Source organism: Buttiauxella izardii (genome assembly GCF_003601925.1).
Lineage (GTDB): Bacteria > Pseudomonadota > Gammaproteobacteria > Enterobacterales > Enterobacteriaceae > Buttiauxella > Buttiauxella izardii.
This window is the reverse complement of record NZ_QZWH01000039.1, coordinates 1-17,286: the sequence shown is the minus strand read 5'-3', so window position 1 is coordinate 17,286 and position 17,286 is coordinate 1. Positions and strand designations below refer to the sequence as shown.

Below are 17,286 nucleotides of genomic sequence, written 5' to 3'. Positions count from 1 at the left end.
CGGACAAGGGGGAATCAGGGCTGGTGGGCGTTTTCGGCAAGAGCGCCTAACTTTAAGTGGCGGCGATCACATTTTCAGCTACTCCCCGCTACTCCTCCCTCCGTAATCCCCCTCGGGATGAGGAATTAGCCCAGGCCACCCGGCACACTAACGGGTAATGAAATTAGAACAATCACAGGACCCGAGCCCCTATGTCACAGACGACCTTCAATAAAGCACAATTTCAAGCTGCACTGACACGTCAGTGGCAGCGATATGGACTGCACTCAGCCTCAGAAATGACCCAACAACAGTGGTGGCATGCCGTGAGTGGCGCGCTGGCAGAACTGTTGGCGGCGCAGCCTGTGGCGAAACCTGAAAAGAAACAGCGCCACGTTAACTACATCTCAATGGAGTTTCTGATTGGTCGCCTGACGGGCAACAACCTGCTGAACCTCGGCTGGTATCAGGAAGTGGCGGATGAACTCAAAGCGTTTGATATTAATCTGACCGACCTGCTGGAAGAAGAAACTGACCCGGCGTTGGGCAACGGCGGCCTGGGGCGTCTGGCGGCATGTTTCCTGGATTCCATGGCAACGGTTGGGCAATCGGCGATTGGCTATGGCCTGAATTACCAGTACGGCCTGTTCCGCCAGTCCTTCCAGGAGGGTCATCAAATGGAAGCGCCTGATGACTGGAAGCGCGGCAGCTATCCGTGGTTCCAGCATAACTCGGCGCTCGACGTGCAGGTTGGCGTCGGCGGCAAAGTGGTTAAAGAGGGCAAAACCGTGCGCTGGGAACCGGCGTTTATCTTCCACGGCGAAGCCTGGGATTTACCAGTGCTCGGCTACCGTAACGGCGTGGCGCAACCGCTGCGTTTATGGCAGGCGAAGCACGCACAGCCGTTTGATTTAACGAAATTCAACGACGGCGATTTCCTGAAAGCAGAACAGCAGGGCATCGACGCCGAAAAACTGACGAAAGTGCTCTACCCGAACGACAACCATCTCAATGGCAAGAAACTGCGCCTGATGCAGCAGTACTTCCAGTGCGCGTGTTCGGTGGGCGACATTTTACGCCGTCATCACCTGGCGGGCCGCAAGCTCTCTGAGCTGGCTGATTACGAAGTCATTCAGCTTAACGACACGCACCCGACTATCGCCATTCCTGAACTGCTGCGCGTATTAATCGACGAGCACCAGATGAGCTGGGACGATGCCTGGGCTATCACCAGCAAAACCTTCGCTTACACCAACCACACCTTGATGCCAGAGGCGCTCGAGTGCTGGGATGAAAAACTGGTGAAAGCGCTGCTGCCGCGTCACATGCAAATTATCAATGAGATCAACGCACGCTTTAAAAAGCTGGTGGATAAAACCTGGCCGGGCGACGAAGCCGTGTGGGCGAAACTGGCGGTGGTTTACGACAAACAAGTGCGCATGGCGAACATGTGCGTAGTGAGCGGTTTTGCGGTCAACGGCGTGGCGGCGCTGCACTCTGATTTAGTGGTGAAAGATCTGTTCCCGGAATATCACCAGCTGTGGCCGAACAAATTCCACAACGTCACCAACGGCATCACGCCACGCCGCTGGATTAAACAGTGCAACCCAGCGCTGGCAGCATTGCTGGATAAGAAGCTCAAGAAAGAGTGGGTCAACGATCTGGATGTGCTCGAAGGGCTGGAAAAATACGCTGACGACGCGAAATTCCGTAAAGAATATCGCGACATCAAATACCAGAACAAAGTGAAACTGGCGGCGTTCGTTAAAGCTCGCACCGGCATTATCATCAGCCCGGATGCGCTGTTCGACGTGCAAATTAAACGCCTGCATGAATACAAACGCCAGCACCTGAACCTGCTGCACATTCTGGCGCAGTACAAAGAAATCCGTGAAAACCCGACGGCGGATCGCGTGCCGCGTGTGTATCTGTTCGGCGCGAAAGCGGCTCCGGGATACTACTTAGCTAAAAATATTATCTTCGCTATCAACAAAGTGGCGCAGGCGATCAATAACGACCCGGTGGTTGGCGACAAGCTGAAAGTGGTGTTCATTCCTGACTACTGCGTTTCTGCAGCAGAAGTAATGATCCCGGCAGCGGATATCTCCGAGCAGATTTCTACGGCGGGCAAAGAAGCGTCTGGCACCGGCAACATGAAACTGGCGCTGAACGGCGCGTTAACAGTTGGCACGCTGGATGGGGCGAACGTCGAAATCGCCGAGAAAGTGGGCGAGGAAAACATCTTTATCTTCGGACACACCGTGGAAGAAGTGAAAGCGTTGAAAGCGAAAGGCTACGACCCGGTGAAATGGCGCAAGAAAGACAAAGCGCTGGATGCGGTTCTGAAAGAGCTGGAGAAGGGTATTTACGCCGATGGCGATAAACACGCGTTCGACCAGATGCTGCACAGCATCGGCAAACAAGGCGGCGACCCGTATCTGGTAATGGCAGATTTCACGGCTTATGCCGAAGCGCAAAAACTGGCGGATGCGATGTATCTCGACCAGGAAGCGTGGACGCGCGCCGCGATTCTGAACACCGCTCGCTGCGGCATGTTTAGCTCGGATCGCTCGATTCGTGATTATCAGCAACGTATCTGGCAGGCGAAACGCTAAGGGAACGCGATGGACAGCAAACGTCTTGATAACGCCGCCCTGGAGGCGGGAATTAGCCCCAACTACATTAACGCCCATGGCAAACCGCAGGCTATTCCTGCGGATACCAAGCAGCGTTTGCTGGAAGCCATGAGTCGTACCGCTGCCGTGAAAAAGGTGGCGGTAACGCCAGTGCCCAATGTGCTGGTGTTCACCTCCGGCACCCGTATGGCGACCGTGCTGGAAGGCAACGGCGATTACAGCTGGCAGCTCACAACCGAAGGCGGTAAGCAGCATAAAGGGCATGCTCTAGCGGGTAAAAAGCTGACGCTGCCAACGGCTCTGGCGGAAGGCTACCACGACCTCACCGTCAGCCAGAATGAACAGCACTGGCAGTGCCGCGTGATAGTCGCGCCAAAACGTTGTTACGAATCCGATGCGCTTCTGCGCGATGAAAAGCTGTGGGGCGCATGTGTGCAGCTTTACACGCTGCGTTCTGCCCATAACTGGGGCATCGGCGATTTCGGTGATTTGCAGCGCATGCTGGTGGATGTGGCGAAGCGCGGCGGTTCATTTATCGGCCTGAACCCAATCCACGCGCTGTATCCGGCCAACCCGGAAAGCGCCAGCCCGTATAGCCCGTCATCGCGCCGTTGGTTGAACGTGATTTATATCGACGTGAACGCGGTGGATGATTTCTTGCTGAGTGACGAAGCGCAAGACTGGTGGAAAATGCCCGTCACGCAGCAAATGCTCAATGAAGTCCGTGATGCGCAGTGGGTGGATTATGCCACCGTCACCGTCTTGAAAATTGCCGCACTGCGCATGGCGTGGAAGCAATTCTCGCGGCGCGGGGCGCGTGATGAGCACGTTGTCGCTTTCCAGAAGTTTGTGCATGAAGGCGGCGACAGCCTGTATTACCAGGCGGCATTTGATGCGCTGCATGCTTATCAGGTCAAAGAAGATGAAATGCGTTGGGGCTGGCCAGTGTGGCCGGAAGGTTTCCGCGACGCGCACAACCCGGAAGTGAAAGAGTTTTGCACTGAACACAGTGACGAAGTGAATTTCTATCTCTGGCTGCAATACCTTGCTTACGTGCAGTTTGAAGCGTGCTGGCAAACAAGCCAGGGCTTCAAAATGCCAATCGGTTTATATCGCGATTTAGCGGTTGGCGTGGCAGAAGGTGGCTCGGAAACCTGGTGTGACCGTGAACTTTATTGCCTGAAAGCCTCGGTCGGCGCGCCACCGGATATTCTCGGCCCGCTCGGCCAGAACTGGGGTTTGCCGCCGATGGATCCGCATGTGATTACCGCGCGGGCTTATCAGCCGTTTATCGAACTGCTGCGTTCCAACATGACCAGTTGCGGCGCGCTGCGCATCGACCACGTTATGTCGATGCTGCGTCTGTGGTGGATTCCGTACGGTGAAACTGCTGATAAAGGCGCTTACGTGCATTATCCGGTGGACGATCTGCTGTCGATCCTGGCGCTGGAAAGCAAACGCCACAACTGCATGGTGATCGGCGAGGATCTGGGAACCGTGCCGGTTGAGATCGTCGGCAAGCTGCGCGACAGCGGCGTTTACTCCTACAAAGTGCTCTATTTCGAGCACGATGACGAAAAACAGTTCCGCGCGCCGAAATCGTGGCCGAAACAATCCATGGCGGTGGCGACGACTCACGATCTGCCAACACTGCGCGGTTACTGGGAACGCGGTGATTTGACGCTGGGTAAAACGCTTGGGTTGTACCCCGATGAAGAGATGCTGACCGAGCTGTATCAGGATCGCGAACGCGCTAAACAAGGTTTATTGGATAGCCTGCATGAATATGGTTGCCTGCCAAAACGCGCCGGGCATAAAGCCTCGCTGATGGCGATGACGGGTACGCTGAACCGTGGCATGCAACGTTATATTGCTGATAGCAACAGTGCTTTGTTGGGGCTGCAACCGGAAGACTGGTTGGGCATGGCGGAGCCGGTGAATATTCCAGGAACTAGCTACCAGTACAAAAACTGGCGACGCAAGTTATCGACTTCACTTGAGGCGATGTTTGCTGATGAAGAAGTGAATAAGTTGCTGAAGGATTTAGATAAGCGACGTAAGAAGAAGTGACTTTTTAACGCCCTCACCCTAACCCTCTCCCCCAGGAGAGGGGATTATTAGGTTTTCTCCCTCTCCTGGGGGAGAGGGCCGGGGTGAGGGTGAAAATCAGTAGTAAGAGTGCTCACCACGTTGGTGTTCGGTCAAATCGCGAACGCCTTTCAGTTCCGGGAATTCAGCCAGCAGCTGTTTCTCGATGCCTTCTTTCAGGGTCACATCGACCATTGAACAGCCGTTGCAGCCGCCGCCGAATTGCAGAATCGCAAAACCTTCGTCGGTAATTTCCATCAGCGTCACACGGCCGCCGTGGCCTGCCAGCTGCGGGTTAACCGTCGCTTGCAGCATGTATTCAACGCGTTCCATCAGTGGCGCATCGTCAGACACTTTACGCATTTTGGCGTTAGGTGCTTTCAGCGTCAGTTGGGAACCGAGCTGGTCGGTAACAAAATCAATTTCGGCATCTTCAAGATAAGGTGCGCTCAACTCATCGACATACGCGGTCAACTGCTCGAACTTCAGTGCAGTATCTGACGCTTCTACCGCATCCGGCGGACAGTATGAAACCCCGCACTCCGCATTTGGAGTACCAGGATTGATGACGAATACGCGAATTTGCGTCCCTTCTTCCTGACCTGCCAGCAGTTTGGCAAAGTGGGATTGTGCTGTATCGGAAATACGGATCATAACGATTGCTCAATAGTTGACTATTTTAGTCGGTTATAATACGCCCATCATCGAGGGTCTACAAGGTTCGACAAAGGCACCACACCTGGATAGTCGCCGCGCCCTGCTTTTTCAGCAGCCGCGCAATTTCCGCCACCGTACTGCCCGTCGTGACGACATCATCCACAATAATTATATGGCGGCCTGCCACGGGAAAATCAACCCTGAAAGCCCCTTTAAGGTTATTTCGCCGCATTCGGGCGGTGAGCTGGAGCTGTGTCGGTGTGGCGCGAATCCGCCTGATTCCTTTAGGAAAATAGTCACATTGCAGCCAACGCGCAAGGCGGCTTGCCAGTAGATCACTTTGATTAAAACCCCGTCGCCATGCGCGGCGCGAATGCAGTGGAACGCTGACAATGCAATCCGCTTTCTGGCTTCGAGTCGCCAGTACTTTCAGCAGCAGTAAACGCGCCAGGGCCGGAGCCAGCGCGACGGTGGCGTTAAATTTAAAACGCTGAACGAGATGATTTAACGGCGGGCAATAATCGGTGACGAACAGCAGCGAATCCCACATGGGTGGTTTTTGCAGGCAGCGACCACAGGCCACGCGCGTATTGGCGCTGGGTAATCCGCAGCACGGGCAACAGGGCGGTGGGGGCGGTAATGCTTTGGCGCAGCATGAACAAATTCCCCAATGTGCGCATGCGAGTGGCATCCGGCATAGCCAACACAACCCTGGGATTGTTAGCATATTCGCTTCCTTGCGTAGAAAAATGAGAACAGTAACTGATGAGCAAGCTTTGGTGGCAGACAAAAGGTGAAGGAAAAGTCGATCTTGTGCTGCTGCACGGATGGGGACTGAACGCGGAAGTGTGGCATTGCATTAGCGAGGAACTCGGCTCGCATTTTCGCCTTCATCTGGTCGATTTGCCGGGCTATGGTCGCAGCCAGGATTTCGGCGCGCTGACGCTTGAACAGATGGCTGAAGTTGTTTTGACGCAAGCGCCTGAAAAGGCGATGTGGCTGGGCTGGAGTTTAGGCGGGCTGGTGGCAAGCCAAATCGCATTGCGCAATCCCGAGCGCGTAAACGGGTTAATCACCGTTGCATCGTCCCCCTGTTTTGCCGCAAACGACGACTGGCCGGGAATCAAACCGGAAGTGCTGGCGAACTTCCAGCATCAGTTGAGCGAAGATTTTCAGCGTACCGTGGAGCGTTTTCTGGCGTTGCAAACGTTGGGTACAGAAACTGCCCGCCAGGATGCTCGTCGCCTGAAAGCGGTGGTGTTGGAGCTGCCGATGCCGAGCGTTGAGGTGCTAAACGGCGGCCTGGAAATCCTGAAAACGGCAGATTTACGCGAGCCGTTGAGCCAGATTACTGTGCCGTTCTTGCGCTTATATGGGCATCTTGATGGGCTGGTGCCGCGCAAAATTGCGGGGTTACTGGATGAACGTTGGCAGCAAAGCAAAGCGGTGATTTTCCCTAAGGCCGCCCACGCGCCGTTTATTTCCCATCCGCAGGAATTTTGCCAGGTGGTTGAAGAATTTTGTAGGGTGGAGAAGCCGTAGGCGTCATCCACCATTTGAAACATTTACGCCTTCAGCGCCCACACTTCCCGAACGCATTTTTTCCCTTCCGGGCAGCTTTTACAGCTGCCGGTCAGGCAATCACTCGGGTCTTCGGTGACGCGCATCGCTTTGCCCATTGCTTCAAGGCGGCTAAGCATGGCGTTCACCAGCGGCAAAGGCGTGGCGAGCTGTTGGCTAATTTGCGTCGCATCCAGGCGGCCTTGTAGGGCCAGCGCATCACGAATCTCAATTAAACTCGCCATAACCTCTCCTTAGTGGCAGTCGCCAGCGCTGCTTTTACAGCAAGGCGCGGTGACTGTTTTACGGGTAGACATAATGCTGACATCTACACGGCTACGCGCGCGGCGCAGGCCGCCAATCAACAGCACGTTGAACAACACCACCGCCAGAATGCAGACGAGGCTGAATTGCGGATGGGCGCTGAACGTCACGGTCTGGTAGTAAAGCGTGGAAAGTGAGTAGGCGATGTTTAACCCCCACAGCACAGAGAACATCATCCAGCCACGGCTTGATTCTCGGGCCACTGCGCCCATCACCGAAATACATGGAATGTAGAGCAGAACGAAAATCAGGTAGCTGTAGGCCGCGGCCGGGCTGCCAAATTTGCTGCTCATTACGCCCATTGCACCGCTTGCCATCTCGCCGTCGCCTTTACTGGCTTCGATTGGGTTGGCAAGAACGCTCAGACTGAAAGTGTCTTTCAGGCTCTGCCAGGTTTCACCAGCGGCGGCACCGAGTTCATCGGTCAGGCTAAAACTTGCCGCATCAAACGGTTCTTCGTGCATGTCTTCAGCGGTGTAGAGCGTGTTGAGTGTGCCGACAACCACTTCTTTCGCCATTGCCCCGGTGAACAGGCCAACGGTCGCTTGCCAGTTGTCTTCATGTACGCCAATCGGCTTCAACAGCGGGGTCAGGACGCGGCTGACGGAGGCCAGCGCCGAGTCATTGATGTTGTCGACTTCTTTGCCGCTGAACGAGAAGCTATTCAGCGCGCCAATGAAAATACTCACGATGACGATAACTTTACCGGCACGCAGCACGAAGCCTTTCAGGCGCTGCCAGGTTTGCAGCAACAGGCTTTTCAGATGCGGAACGTGATAGACCGGCAGTTCCATCACAAACGGCGTTGCTTCACCACGCATGATGGTGTGCTTGAGCATCAGGCCAGTCAGAATCGCCATCACGATGCCAAGAATGTACAGCGAGAAGACGACTAACGCGCCTTGCTGCCCGAAGAATGCTGCGGCAAACACCGCAAAAATCGCCAGACGCGCACCGCAGGACATAAACGGCGCCATCATGATGGTCATCAGGCGTTCACGCGGGGCATCAAGGGTACGCGCGCCCATTACCGACGGCACGTTACAGCCGAAGCCGACGATCAACGGCACGAATGATTTGCCCGGCAAACCGAGGGACTGCATCAGACGGTCCATAACGAACGCGGCGCGAGCCATGTAACCGGAGTCTTCAAGGAACGACAGGAACAGGTACATCATGCCGATTTGCGGCACCAGCGGCAGCACGGTGTTGATACCGCCACCAATCCCCTGGGCGAGGAAAATCGTCAACCAGCTTGGAAAGTGCAGCGTTGCGCCAATCCACTGAATACCGTGAATAAAGATGGCCGCAGAGCCGCCGTCGAAAATAGGCTGTAATGCGCCGCCGATGTTAATCGCCAGCAAGAACATCACGTACATCACCAGCAGGAAAACCGGCAAACCGAGGAAGCGGTTGAGGATAATTTTATCCATCATCGCGGTTAAACGATGCGGTTCAGCAGTCAGGCTGTTGCTGATGGAATCACAAATGGCGGCGATGGTTTGGTAACGGGCATCCGCAATCAGCAGAGCGGGATCTTCATTTTCTTCGGCCAGTTGGGCGCGAATGGCATCCAGTTTATCGGTGGCATGCCCGGCATATTCACGGCTGTAAATATCACCTTCAAGCATTTGCAGAGCCAACCAGCGGCGCTGTTGTTCTGGCATGTCGGCTGGCATTTCCGCCGCCAAATTCTCTGCTTCTTCTACCAGGCGCGGCGGGTAAAGCACTAAATCAGTTTGCGTATTTGGCTGACGGCGATCGATAGCTAACTTGAGGCCTTCCATACCACGCGCACGGGTCGAAACTAGTGGAACCACTGGGCAGCCCAGGCGTGCGGCGAGTGCGTCGATATCAATGCGGATATCTTGTTTCTCGGCGATGTCGAGCATGTTGAGCGCCACGACGCACGGAATACCCAGCTCAAGAAGTTGAACGGTCAGGTAAAGATTTCGCTCAAGGTTTGAGGCATCAACCACGTTAATCAGTAGGTCTGCATCGCCACTCAGGATGTAATGGCAGGCGATTTGTTCGTCGAGAGAAGTTTGCGATGAAATAGTGGTCAGCGAGTATGTGCCCGGCAAGTCGACCAGAGTGACCTGGTGTGCCAGCGTGGAAAACTGACCTTCTTTACGTTCTACCGTAACGCCCGCCCAGTTACCAACACGCTGGCGTGAGCCGGTGAGCTGGTTGAATAAGGTGGTTTTCCCGGAGTTAGGGTTACCGATTAAGCCGATGGTTAATTTTTTCATTTTATTCGTGAACTTAAAGAAAATAGCAACGAGCGCGAACGCTCACCCCGCCAATCAGGCAATGGCTTCAACGTGCAGAAGTTCGAGATCTTTTTTACGCAGCACCAGACTGACACGGCGTGTTTCGATATGAATCGGGTCGCCTAAAGGTGCGACGCGGACAACGTTGAACGAAGAGCCTGGTAACATACCGAGCGATAATAATTTCTGGCGATATGACGGGCTAATTTCGCGGGCAAAGCCGGTAATTTTCCACGTAGTGCTTGGTGAGAATCGCATGCAACCTTCTTAGAGCTTTAACTCTATGAGAATGATTTTGGCTAAAGAGGAGAAATAACGAACAAAACAATGATAATGAGAATGGTTTCCGTCTTCAATAATTATTTTTGTGACGAATATGTCGTTCTGAATTATTAAACGGGAGGGGTTTGTTTATTTTAGAAACCTGCTTTGTAACATTAATTTATTACTATCTCATAAATAACAATAAGTTATATTTGTTTTTGATTGCTGATTTTATTATTTTATCTCTGTTAATGTTGTCACGATATTTCATTTGTTACATATTTGATAAATATATACGTGGTATTTAAATTGTTGCGAAAATTGATCTAAAACAAACTCATTCTATTTTGGATGAATCAGTTAGGATGATCATTAATTGTTATTAATCCGCCTTTGGAATAAAACAGGAAAATTGTGCTGAATCTGGACCGGGGGAATGACTGTGAGTTTTGCTGAACCCTCTCCCGGTAAAAGGAGAGGGCAATTCAGATTTAGCGTTTTTTAAATGCCGCTGCCAGAGCATCACTCATCGCGCTGTTGCCTGCGCTACTGCTGCTGGCGTTGTCGCGCCCGCGAGGTTTCTGCTGTTGTGCCGGGCGGCGCTCGTTTTGCTCACGCGGTGCGCTGCTACGGCGCGTGGTTTCACCCGGTTGCTCGTCCAGACGCATGGTCAGGGCAATACGCTTACGCGCCAGATCCACTTCCATCACTTTCACTTTGACGATGTCACCGGCTTTCACCACTTTGTGCGGGTCGTCGATGAACTTGTCGGAAAGCGAGGAGATGTGGACCAAACCATCCTGATGTACGCCGATATCGACAAACGCACCGAAGTTGGTCACGTTAGTGACGGCACCTTCCAGCACCATGCCAGGCGTCAGGTCATTCATGGTTTCTACGCCATCAGCGAACTTCGCGGTTTTAAACTCAGGGCGCGGGTCGCGGCCTGGTTTTTCCAGCTCTTTGATGATATCGGTCACCGTCGGCACACCGAAGCGTTCATCGGTGAAATCGCGTGGGCTCAGGCCGCGCAGTGCTTCGCCATTGCCCATCAAATCTTGTAACGCTTGTTCGGTCGCCGCCAGAATACGTTCCACAATTGGGTACGCTTCCGGGTGAACGGTGGAGGCATCCAGCGGGTTATCGCCGTGGTTAATACGCAAGAAGCCCGCGCACTGCTCGAAGGCTTTCGGCCCTAAGCGGCTGACTTTCAGCAATTGTTGGCGGTTCTGGAAACGGCCATTTTCATCACGCCAGTTGACGATGTTCTGCGCCATCATGCGTGTTAAGCCCGCGACGCGGGTTAACAACGGCACTGAAGCGGTGTTCAGGTCCACGCCGACGGCGTTTACGCAGTCTTCGACGACTGCATCCAGTTTCTTCGCCAGCTGCGACTGGCTGACATCGTGCTGATACTGGCCGACACCGATAGATTTCGGGTCGATTTTCACCAGTTCTGCCAGTGGATCTTGCAGGCGACGAGCGATGGAAACCGCGCCGCGAATCGAAACATCGAGGTCCGGGAATTCCAGTGCCGCCAGTTCGGACGCCGAATACACGGATGCGCCCGCTTCGCTGACAATCACTTTCTGCGCGGTGACTTTCGGGAATTGTTCCTGAACATCGAGGAAGAAGCGTTCGGTTTCACGCGATGCGGTGCCGTTGCCGATAGCCACTAATTCAACGTTGTGTTTTTCGCATAGCGCCGCCACGGCGACAGCGGCTTTCGCGGCTTGCCCGGTGTGCGGATAAATTGTGTCGGTGGCGACCAGTTTGCCGGTGGAATCTACCACCGCCACTTTTACGCCGGTACGCAAGCCTGGATCAAGGCCCATGGTGGCGCGCAGGCCAGCCGGAGCGGCCATCAGCAAATCATGGAGGTTACGGGCGAAAACATTAATCGCTTCGTCTTCGGCGCGCTCGCGCACGGTGCCCATCAGCTCGGTTTCAAGGTGCATCAGCACTTTGATACGCCATGTCCAGCTCACGACTGCACGACGCCAGGCGTCTGCTGGCGCGTTGTTCAGGTGCAAACCGAGATGGTCGATAATCAGTTGTTCGCAGTAGCTTTCGCGCGGCGGCTCTTCGTGCTGCGGATCGGCATTCAGTGCGAGCTGCAAAATGCCTTCGTTGCGGCCACGGAACATTGCCAGCGCGCGGTGAGAAGGGGCGGTAGCAATCGGTTCGTGATGGTCGAAGTAGTCACGGAATTTCGCGCCTTCTTCCTCTTTACCCGCAACCACGTTGGCGACCAGATGTGCGTTTTTCCACAAGTAGTTACGCACTTTTGCGAGCAGCGCCGCATCTTCAGCAAAGCGCTCCATCAGAATATAGCGTGCGCCATCGAGTGCAGCTTTGGTGTCAGCAACGCCTTTGTCGGCGTCAACATAACTCGCCGCGGCTTCTTCCGGCGTATGCGACGGGTCATTCCATAGCAGCTCAGCCAGCGGCTCCAGGCCTGCTTCGATAGCAATCTGCCCGCGAGTACGGCGCTTTTGTTTATACGGTAAATAGAGGTCTTCGAGCTCGGTTTTGCTCAGCGTGCCATTGATGGCTGCGGCGAGTTCGTCGGTCAGTTTACCTTGTTCGGTAATGGACTTGAGGATCGTCTGGCGACGGTCTTCTAATTCGCGTAGATAGCCCAGACGAGTTTCCAGTTGACGCAGTTGCGTGTCGTCCAGACCGCCGGTGACTTCCTTACGATAACGTGCAATAAACGGCACGGTATTCCCTTCATCCAGCAGGCGAACGGCGGCATCAACCTGTTCATTTCTGGCCTTAAGCTCGCTGGCAATAATGCGGCAGAGTGAATCATTCATCATGGTTTTTTCATCTGTGTAGACTGACATATCAGGGGTGTAGTTATACGGATTGGAGGCCAAAAATGCCAGCCACCGCGCCCGAGAGGTGATGAATCGGACAGTTCTGTTATTGTTTTACATATTCGATTTCATTCACGTACCACTGCGCTTCACCGGCAGGTGTTTGCACAATGGCGAGGTCGCCCACTTCCTTTTTCAGCAGTGCGCGCGCCATCGGTGAATCGATAGAGATGTAATCGTTGCGACCAAAGATCTCGTCATAACCGACGATGCGAAAACGCATCTGGTTTCCGGCATCGTTTTCAATCTCAACCCACGCGCCAAAGAACACTTTCCCTTCTTGTTGCGGCGAATAGTCGACAATTTTCAGCTGTTCGAGACATTTCGTGAGATATCGCACTCTTCGATCTATTTCTCGCAGCCGTTTTTTGTTGTACTGGTAGTCGGCATTTTCACTGCGATCGCCAAGACTTGCGGCCCAGGTGACCTTTTTCGTCACCTCTGGACGTTCTTCACGCCACAAGGTGTCCTTTTCTTGTTTGAGCTTTTCATAGCCTTCGCGGGTAATTAAGGGCGTTTTCATTATCAAGCCTTGAACGTGGGTATCTATAAAGATGATTTAAACCGAAATATCAGGGTGATGGCAATCCTGTCGATTTGCGAAGTAAGTCATTATTCTGTGTTAAAAAGTGCCTATAACCATCTGTTTAATATGCTTTGTAACAATTTCGACTAGAATATATACCAGATTTGACTGGTCGTAACGCCGCAGTTTTTTAAGAATACGCACTCACTGTTCGAGCCTTTGGGAGTATAAGAATGCAAGAGAATTATAAGATTCTGGTTGTGGATGACGACATGCGTCTACGTGCGCTGTTAGAGCGTTACCTCACCGAACAAGGCTTCCAGGTCCGTAGCGTTGCTAACGCAGAACAGATGGATCGCCTGTTAACCCGTGAATCCTTCCACCTGATGGTGCTTGATTTAATGCTGCCGGGTGAAGATGGCCTGTCTATTTGCCGCCGTTTGCGCAGCCAAAGCAACCCAATGCCAATCATTATGGTCACAGCGAAAGGCGAAGAAGTTGACCGTATCGTTGGGCTGGAAATTGGTGCTGATGACTACATTCCAAAACCGTTTAACCCACGCGAACTGTTAGCACGTATCCGCGCGGTTCTGCGCCGCCAGGCCAATGAACTGCCGGGTGCACCTTCGCAGGAAGAAGCGGTTATCGCGTTTGGTAAGTTTAAACTGAACCTCGGCACCCGCGAGATGTTCCGTGAAGATGAGCCTATGCCATTAACCAGCGGCGAGTTTGCGGTGCTAAAAGCGCTAGTGAGCCACCCGCGCGAGCCGTTGTCGCGCGATAAGCTGATGAACCTGGCGCGTGGCCGTGAATACAGTGCGATGGAACGCTCAATCGACGTACAGATTTCTCGCCTGCGCCGCATGGTCGAAGAAGATCCTGCACATCCACGCTACATCCAGACCGTATGGGGCCTGGGCTACGTATTCGTGCCGGACGGTTCCAAGGCATGAGGCGAGTCCGCTTCTCCCCCAGAAGCTCGTTTGCCCGCACGCTGTTACTGATCGTCACCTTGCTGTTTGTCAGCCTGGTGACGACCTACCTCGTGGTGCTTAACTTCGCCATTTTGCCGAGTTTACAGCAGTTTAATAAGGTGCTGGCTTACGAAGTTCGTATGCTGATGACCGATAAACTGCAACTCGAAGATGGCACGCAACTGGTGGTTCCACCGGCATTTCGGCGGGAAATCTACCGTGAGTTGGGAATCTCTCTTTATTCCAATGAAGCGGCGGAAGACGCGGGCTTGCGCTGGGCGCAGCACTATGAATTCTTAAGCCATCAAATGGCGCAGCAGTTGGGCGGCCCGACGGAAGTGCGTGTTGAGGTCAACAAAAGCTCGCCGGTTGTGTGGCTCAAGACTTGGCTGTCGCCAAATATCTGGGTTCGCGTTCCGCTGACTGAAATCCACCAGGGCGACTTCTCGCCGCTGTTCCGCTATACGCTGGCGATTATGCTATTGGCGATAGGCGGCGCGTGGCTGTTTATTCGTATTCAGAACCGACCCTTGGTTGACCTGGAACACGCCGCTTTGCAGGTGGGTAAAGGGATTATTCCGCCGCCATTACGCGAATATGGTGCTTCAGAAGTGCGCTCTGTAACGCGAGCGTTCAACCATATGGCCGCCGGGGTGAAGCAACTGGCCGATGACCGAACTCTGCTAATGGCGGGTGTGAGCCATGATTTGCGTACGCCGCTGACTCGTATTCGCCTGGCAACAGAGATGATGAGCGAAGAAGATGGTTATCTCTCTGAATCGATTAATAAAGATATCGAAGAGTGTAATGCGATCATCGAGCAGTTCATCGATTACCTGCGCACCGGGCAAGAAATGCCGCTGGAAACCGCCGATCTCAACACGGTGTTGGGCGAAGTGGTGGCTGCTGAAAGCGGTTATGAACGCGAAATCGATACCGACATGCAAGCCGGTGAATTGCTGGTGAATATTCACCCGTTATCCATCAAACGAGCCGTCGCCAATATGGTGGTGAATGCGGCGCGTTACGGGAATGGTTGGATTAAAGTCAGCAGTGGCGGCGAGCTAAACCGCGCCTGGTTCCAGGTGGAAGATGACGGCCCGGGCATTAAGCCTGAGCAGCTTAAACACCTGTTCCAGCCGTTTGTGCGTGGTGACAGTGCACGTACTACCAGCGGCACCGGATTGGGCCTGGCGATTGTGCAGCGCATTATCGACAACCATAACGGATTGTTGGATATCGGTGTGAGCGAGCGGGGCGGTTTACGGATCCGGGCCTATTTGCCGGTGCCTGTAGCTCGGACGGTTCAAACAGTTGCTAAAGAGTGACCAATGAAAAGTGCTTTTACGATTGAGTAGAAGCACTTTTTTGCCACCCAATAATACAGATTTAGATCCTACGTTATGTTCAACATTTAGTAAAAAACTGTTTAGCACATGCTAATAAAATTTTTCTATCTTAAGGAATCATTTTATTCTAACTTTCATGTTTTTACCTGTTCAGATTAATATCAGCAGAGCTAATATTCGCCATGCATATAATGACTGAGCCGGTACAACTATTAGCGATTAGAAATGGCATATATCGAATCATCTTCTATCATCAATTAGTAGAAATATCTATTCTTACGGAACTTCCTGTTTTTGTTACGGGAACTATTTTCCCACCCGTATCTACAGTATATTGAAGAAGTCTAAAACCACGTCCATTTTTTTCATCTTTGAAAGTATAATCTTCAGCTAGAGTGTATCTCTCATAAGTAGATAAGTAAGTAATGTTTACAATATCCTCATTTTTTTCATTTTTAAATAAAATCTTTGAGCTTTTGAACTTACCTAATAATGAAAACTTCTCTTGTAAAAACTTCACAAACCCATCTCTGTCTGATACTTTTTTAAACTCATCAGAAGACTGGTTGTATATTTCATCGAAATTTTTAGTATTGTAATTAGTTTGTATGGTTTGTATTTTAATTTGAACCTCTTTTATGTTTTTGTCGTCACAGCCTGAGGTGTTGAATAAAATCACAATCAGAATAAGAGAGCTCAAGATATTATTTTTCATTTTCATTCCTAATCAAAAAGACATTTTGTTGACTGGTTACAGGTAATTTTGCCAACAAAAGCACCTTCACCAGGCCCAAAACCTACTGAAGCAGAAATGTTCCCACTGCTATCCTGTGTGCCAGAAATAGTGAATTTCGCTAACCAACCACCGGTTGCCATATATCCAGCTGCGCTCCCCATTCCTGTTGACATTGGACTTTCAGATATTGTCCCTGTTGCACCATATCCAGCAGCAGCCCCAACACCTTCGTGCACACAAAGAGTATGGTATGCACATATATCCATATGAATAGGTGATATTTCACTTGTCGTCATCCCAATGCCATAAGCATCGTTTGCACCAGTGAAAACATCTCCAGAATATCCCGCATCTAAAGATATGGACCCAGAGATTGGTTCATAATGCGGGCCATTTGCTGCATCTAATGCAGCACCAATATCTTCTGGTGGTAAATTAAATGCAGAACCAGCCCACTTACCAAATTCACTTAACCCTAATGGGTCCTTTCCTTGTATTGGGTTAAGTGGATAAGTATAGGTATTCAATCCACCCTCTAACCCAATCGGATCCTGAGTGATATACCGTCCCTGAGCCGGATCATAATAACGATGACGGTTGTAATGCAGCCCCGACTCTTCATCATACTGCTGGCCCTGCATTCGGAGCGGCTGGTGCAGTTTCTGCGGATTGTGTTCACTGAGCACATTACCCCACGGGTCGAGGGTGATGTGCCAGTCGACGGTGCCTGCGGTGCTGACCAGTGCCAGCGGCGTGCCAAGATGGTCGCAGTGGTACAGATGGATTTGGCGGTCACTTTCCGGCTCCGGCTCCAGCCACAGGGCGAGATTTTCCGCCTTCAGACCGGTGGAGTTGAGGAACTGTAGCGTGTCGTCGCTGAGCTGGTTTTTACGCAACTCCTGTTCAATGACATTCAGCCGCTGATGCAGCACCGGCGGGAAGGTCACTTCGGCGTCACGTTCGAGCTTTTCAGCCAGTGTGCTGTGGCTGTCTTCGGCTCTGGTCTGCTCCACCCGTAACAGCGGCACAAAGCTGCCG

Annotated in this window: 14 protein-coding genes; 5 read left to right on the top strand and 9 right to left on the bottom strand. The window is 52.5% G+C overall.

Annotation, left to right across the window (positions count from 1 at the left end; genetic code table 11):
• The first annotated feature begins 191 nt into the window (after positions 1-191).
• Both malP and malQ read left to right on the top strand, forming a co-directional pair.
• The gene (gene malP, locus D6029_RS16445; protein ID WP_120065819.1) at positions 192-2,594 is read left to right on the top strand and encodes a maltodextrin phosphorylase; all 2,403 of its coding nucleotides are present in this window, start codon (positions 192-194) and stop codon (positions 2,592-2,594) included.
• A gap of 9 nt (positions 2,595-2,603) precedes the next feature.
• A complete protein-coding gene (gene malQ / locus D6029_RS16440) occupies positions 2,604-4,685 on the top strand; it encodes a 4-alpha-glucanotransferase (RefSeq protein ID WP_120065817.1) in 2,082 nt (693 codons plus the stop codon).
• 96 nt (positions 4,686-4,781) lie between these two features.
• Here malQ and nfuA read toward each other — a convergent pair whose 3' ends face one another.
• Positions 4,782-5,357 (bottom strand): Fe-S biogenesis protein NfuA, encoded by a 576-nt coding sequence (gene nfuA, locus D6029_RS16435; protein WP_034460317.1) that lies wholly within the window; start codon positions 5,355-5,357, stop codon positions 4,782-4,784.
• Between the two features lie 58 nt (positions 5,358-5,415).
• Entirely contained in the window at positions 5,416-6,087 is a 672-nt protein-coding gene (gntX, locus tag D6029_RS16430) for a DNA utilization protein GntX (RefSeq protein ID WP_120065815.1), read from the bottom strand.
• Between the two features lie 38 nt (positions 6,088-6,125).
• Here gntX and bioH point away from each other — a divergent pair, with 38 nt between their 5' ends.
• Complete coding sequence (gene bioH / locus D6029_RS16425; protein ID WP_120065813.1) at positions 6,126-6,902, top strand: pimeloyl-ACP methyl ester esterase BioH; 777 nt, start codon at positions 6,126-6,128, stop codon at positions 6,900-6,902.
• Between the two features lie 23 nt (positions 6,903-6,925).
• On the opposite strand, the gene feoC is transcribed toward bioH, so the two are convergent.
• The 5 genes from feoC to greB form a co-directional block, all read right to left on the bottom strand.
• Complete coding sequence (gene feoC / locus D6029_RS16420) at positions 6,926-7,165, bottom strand: [Fe-S]-dependent transcriptional repressor FeoC (protein WP_120065811.1); 240 nt, start codon at positions 7,163-7,165, stop codon at positions 6,926-6,928.
• Positions 7,166-7,174: 9 nt separating this feature from the next.
• The gene (gene feoB, locus D6029_RS16415; protein ID WP_120065809.1) at positions 7,175-9,496 is read right to left on the bottom strand and encodes a Fe(2+) transporter permease subunit FeoB; all 2,322 of its coding nucleotides are present in this window, start codon (positions 9,494-9,496) and stop codon (positions 7,175-7,177) included.
• A 54-nt stretch (positions 9,497-9,550) separates the two neighbouring features.
• Positions 9,551-9,775 (bottom strand): ferrous iron transporter A, encoded by a 225-nt coding sequence (gene feoA / locus D6029_RS16410; protein WP_120065807.1) that lies wholly within the window; start codon positions 9,773-9,775, stop codon positions 9,551-9,553.
• A gap of 497 nt (positions 9,776-10,272) precedes the next feature.
• Positions 10,273-12,603, bottom strand: coding sequence for a Tex family protein (locus D6029_RS16405; protein WP_120065805.1), 2,331 nt, complete (start codon positions 12,601-12,603; stop codon positions 10,273-10,275).
• A 106-nt stretch (positions 12,604-12,709) separates the two neighbouring features.
• Positions 12,710-13,186 carry a transcription elongation factor GreB gene (gene greB, locus D6029_RS16400; protein ID WP_120065803.1) on the bottom strand — a complete coding sequence of 159 codons (477 nt, stop codon included), beginning with the start codon at positions 13,184-13,186 and terminating at the stop codon, positions 12,710-12,712.
• 236 nt (positions 13,187-13,422) lie between these two features.
• Here greB and ompR point away from each other — a divergent pair, with 236 nt between their 5' ends.
• Together ompR and envZ are read left to right on the top strand one after the other, a co-directional pair.
• Positions 13,423-14,142, top strand: a complete 720-nt coding sequence (gene ompR, locus D6029_RS16395; protein WP_001157751.1) for an osmolarity response regulator transcription factor OmpR — start codon at positions 13,423-13,425, stop codon at positions 14,140-14,142.
• On the top strand, positions 14,139-15,491 hold the full coding sequence (gene envZ / locus D6029_RS16390; protein ID WP_120065801.1) for a two-component system sensor histidine kinase EnvZ: 1,353 nt from the start codon (positions 14,139-14,141) through the stop codon (positions 15,489-15,491). The genes ompR and envZ overlap by 4 nt, the downstream gene beginning before the upstream one ends.
• Positions 15,492-15,765: 274 nt before the next feature.
• Here the strand turns inward: envZ and D6029_RS16385 are convergent, their stop codons facing one another.
• Both D6029_RS16385 and D6029_RS16380 read right to left on the bottom strand, forming a co-directional pair.
• On the bottom strand, positions 15,766-16,227 hold the full coding sequence (locus tag D6029_RS16385; RefSeq protein WP_120065799.1) for a hypothetical protein: 462 nt from the start codon (positions 16,225-16,227) through the stop codon (positions 15,766-15,768).
• Between the two features lie 8 nt (positions 16,228-16,235).
• The coding region (locus D6029_RS16380) for an RHS repeat-associated core domain-containing protein (RefSeq protein WP_208642690.1) at positions 16,236-17,286 on the bottom strand (1,051 nt) is incomplete at its 5' end.

Coding starts and splice junctions, on each gene's coding strand:
- malP (WP_120065819.1), top strand. CDS start 192: ATGTCACAGACGACCTTCAATAAAGCACAATTTCAAGCTGCACTGACA.
- malQ (WP_120065817.1), top strand. CDS start 2,604: ATGGACAGCAAACGTCTTGATAACGCCGCCCTGGAGGCGGGAATTAGC.
- nfuA (WP_034460317.1), bottom strand. CDS start 5,357: ATGATCCGTATTTCCGATACAGCACAATCCCACTTTGCCAAACTGCTG.
- gntX (WP_120065815.1), bottom strand. CDS start 6,087: ATGCTAACAATCCCAGGGTTGTGTTGGCTATGCCGGATGCCACTCGCA.
- bioH (WP_120065813.1), top strand. CDS start 6,126: ATGAGCAAGCTTTGGTGGCAGACAAAAGGTGAAGGAAAAGTCGATCTT.
- feoC (WP_120065811.1), bottom strand. CDS start 7,165: ATGGCGAGTTTAATTGAGATTCGTGATGCGCTGGCCCTACAAGGCCGC.
- feoB (WP_120065809.1), bottom strand. CDS start 9,496: ATGAAAAAATTAACCATCGGCTTAATCGGTAACCCTAACTCCGGGAAA.
- feoA (WP_120065807.1), bottom strand. CDS start 9,775: ATGCGATTCTCACCAAGCACTACGTGGAAAATTACCGGCTTTGCCCGC.
- D6029_RS16405 (WP_120065805.1), bottom strand. CDS start 12,603: ATGATGAATGATTCACTCTGCCGCATTATTGCCAGCGAGCTTAAGGCC.
- greB (WP_120065803.1), bottom strand. CDS start 13,186: ATGAAAACGCCCTTAATTACCCGCGAAGGCTATGAAAAGCTCAAACAA.
- ompR (WP_001157751.1), top strand. CDS start 13,423: ATGCAAGAGAATTATAAGATTCTGGTTGTGGATGACGACATGCGTCTA.
- envZ (WP_120065801.1), top strand. CDS start 14,139: ATGAGGCGAGTCCGCTTCTCCCCCAGAAGCTCGTTTGCCCGCACGCTG.
- D6029_RS16385 (WP_120065799.1), bottom strand. CDS start 16,227: ATGAAAAATAATATCTTGAGCTCTCTTATTCTGATTGTGATTTTATTC.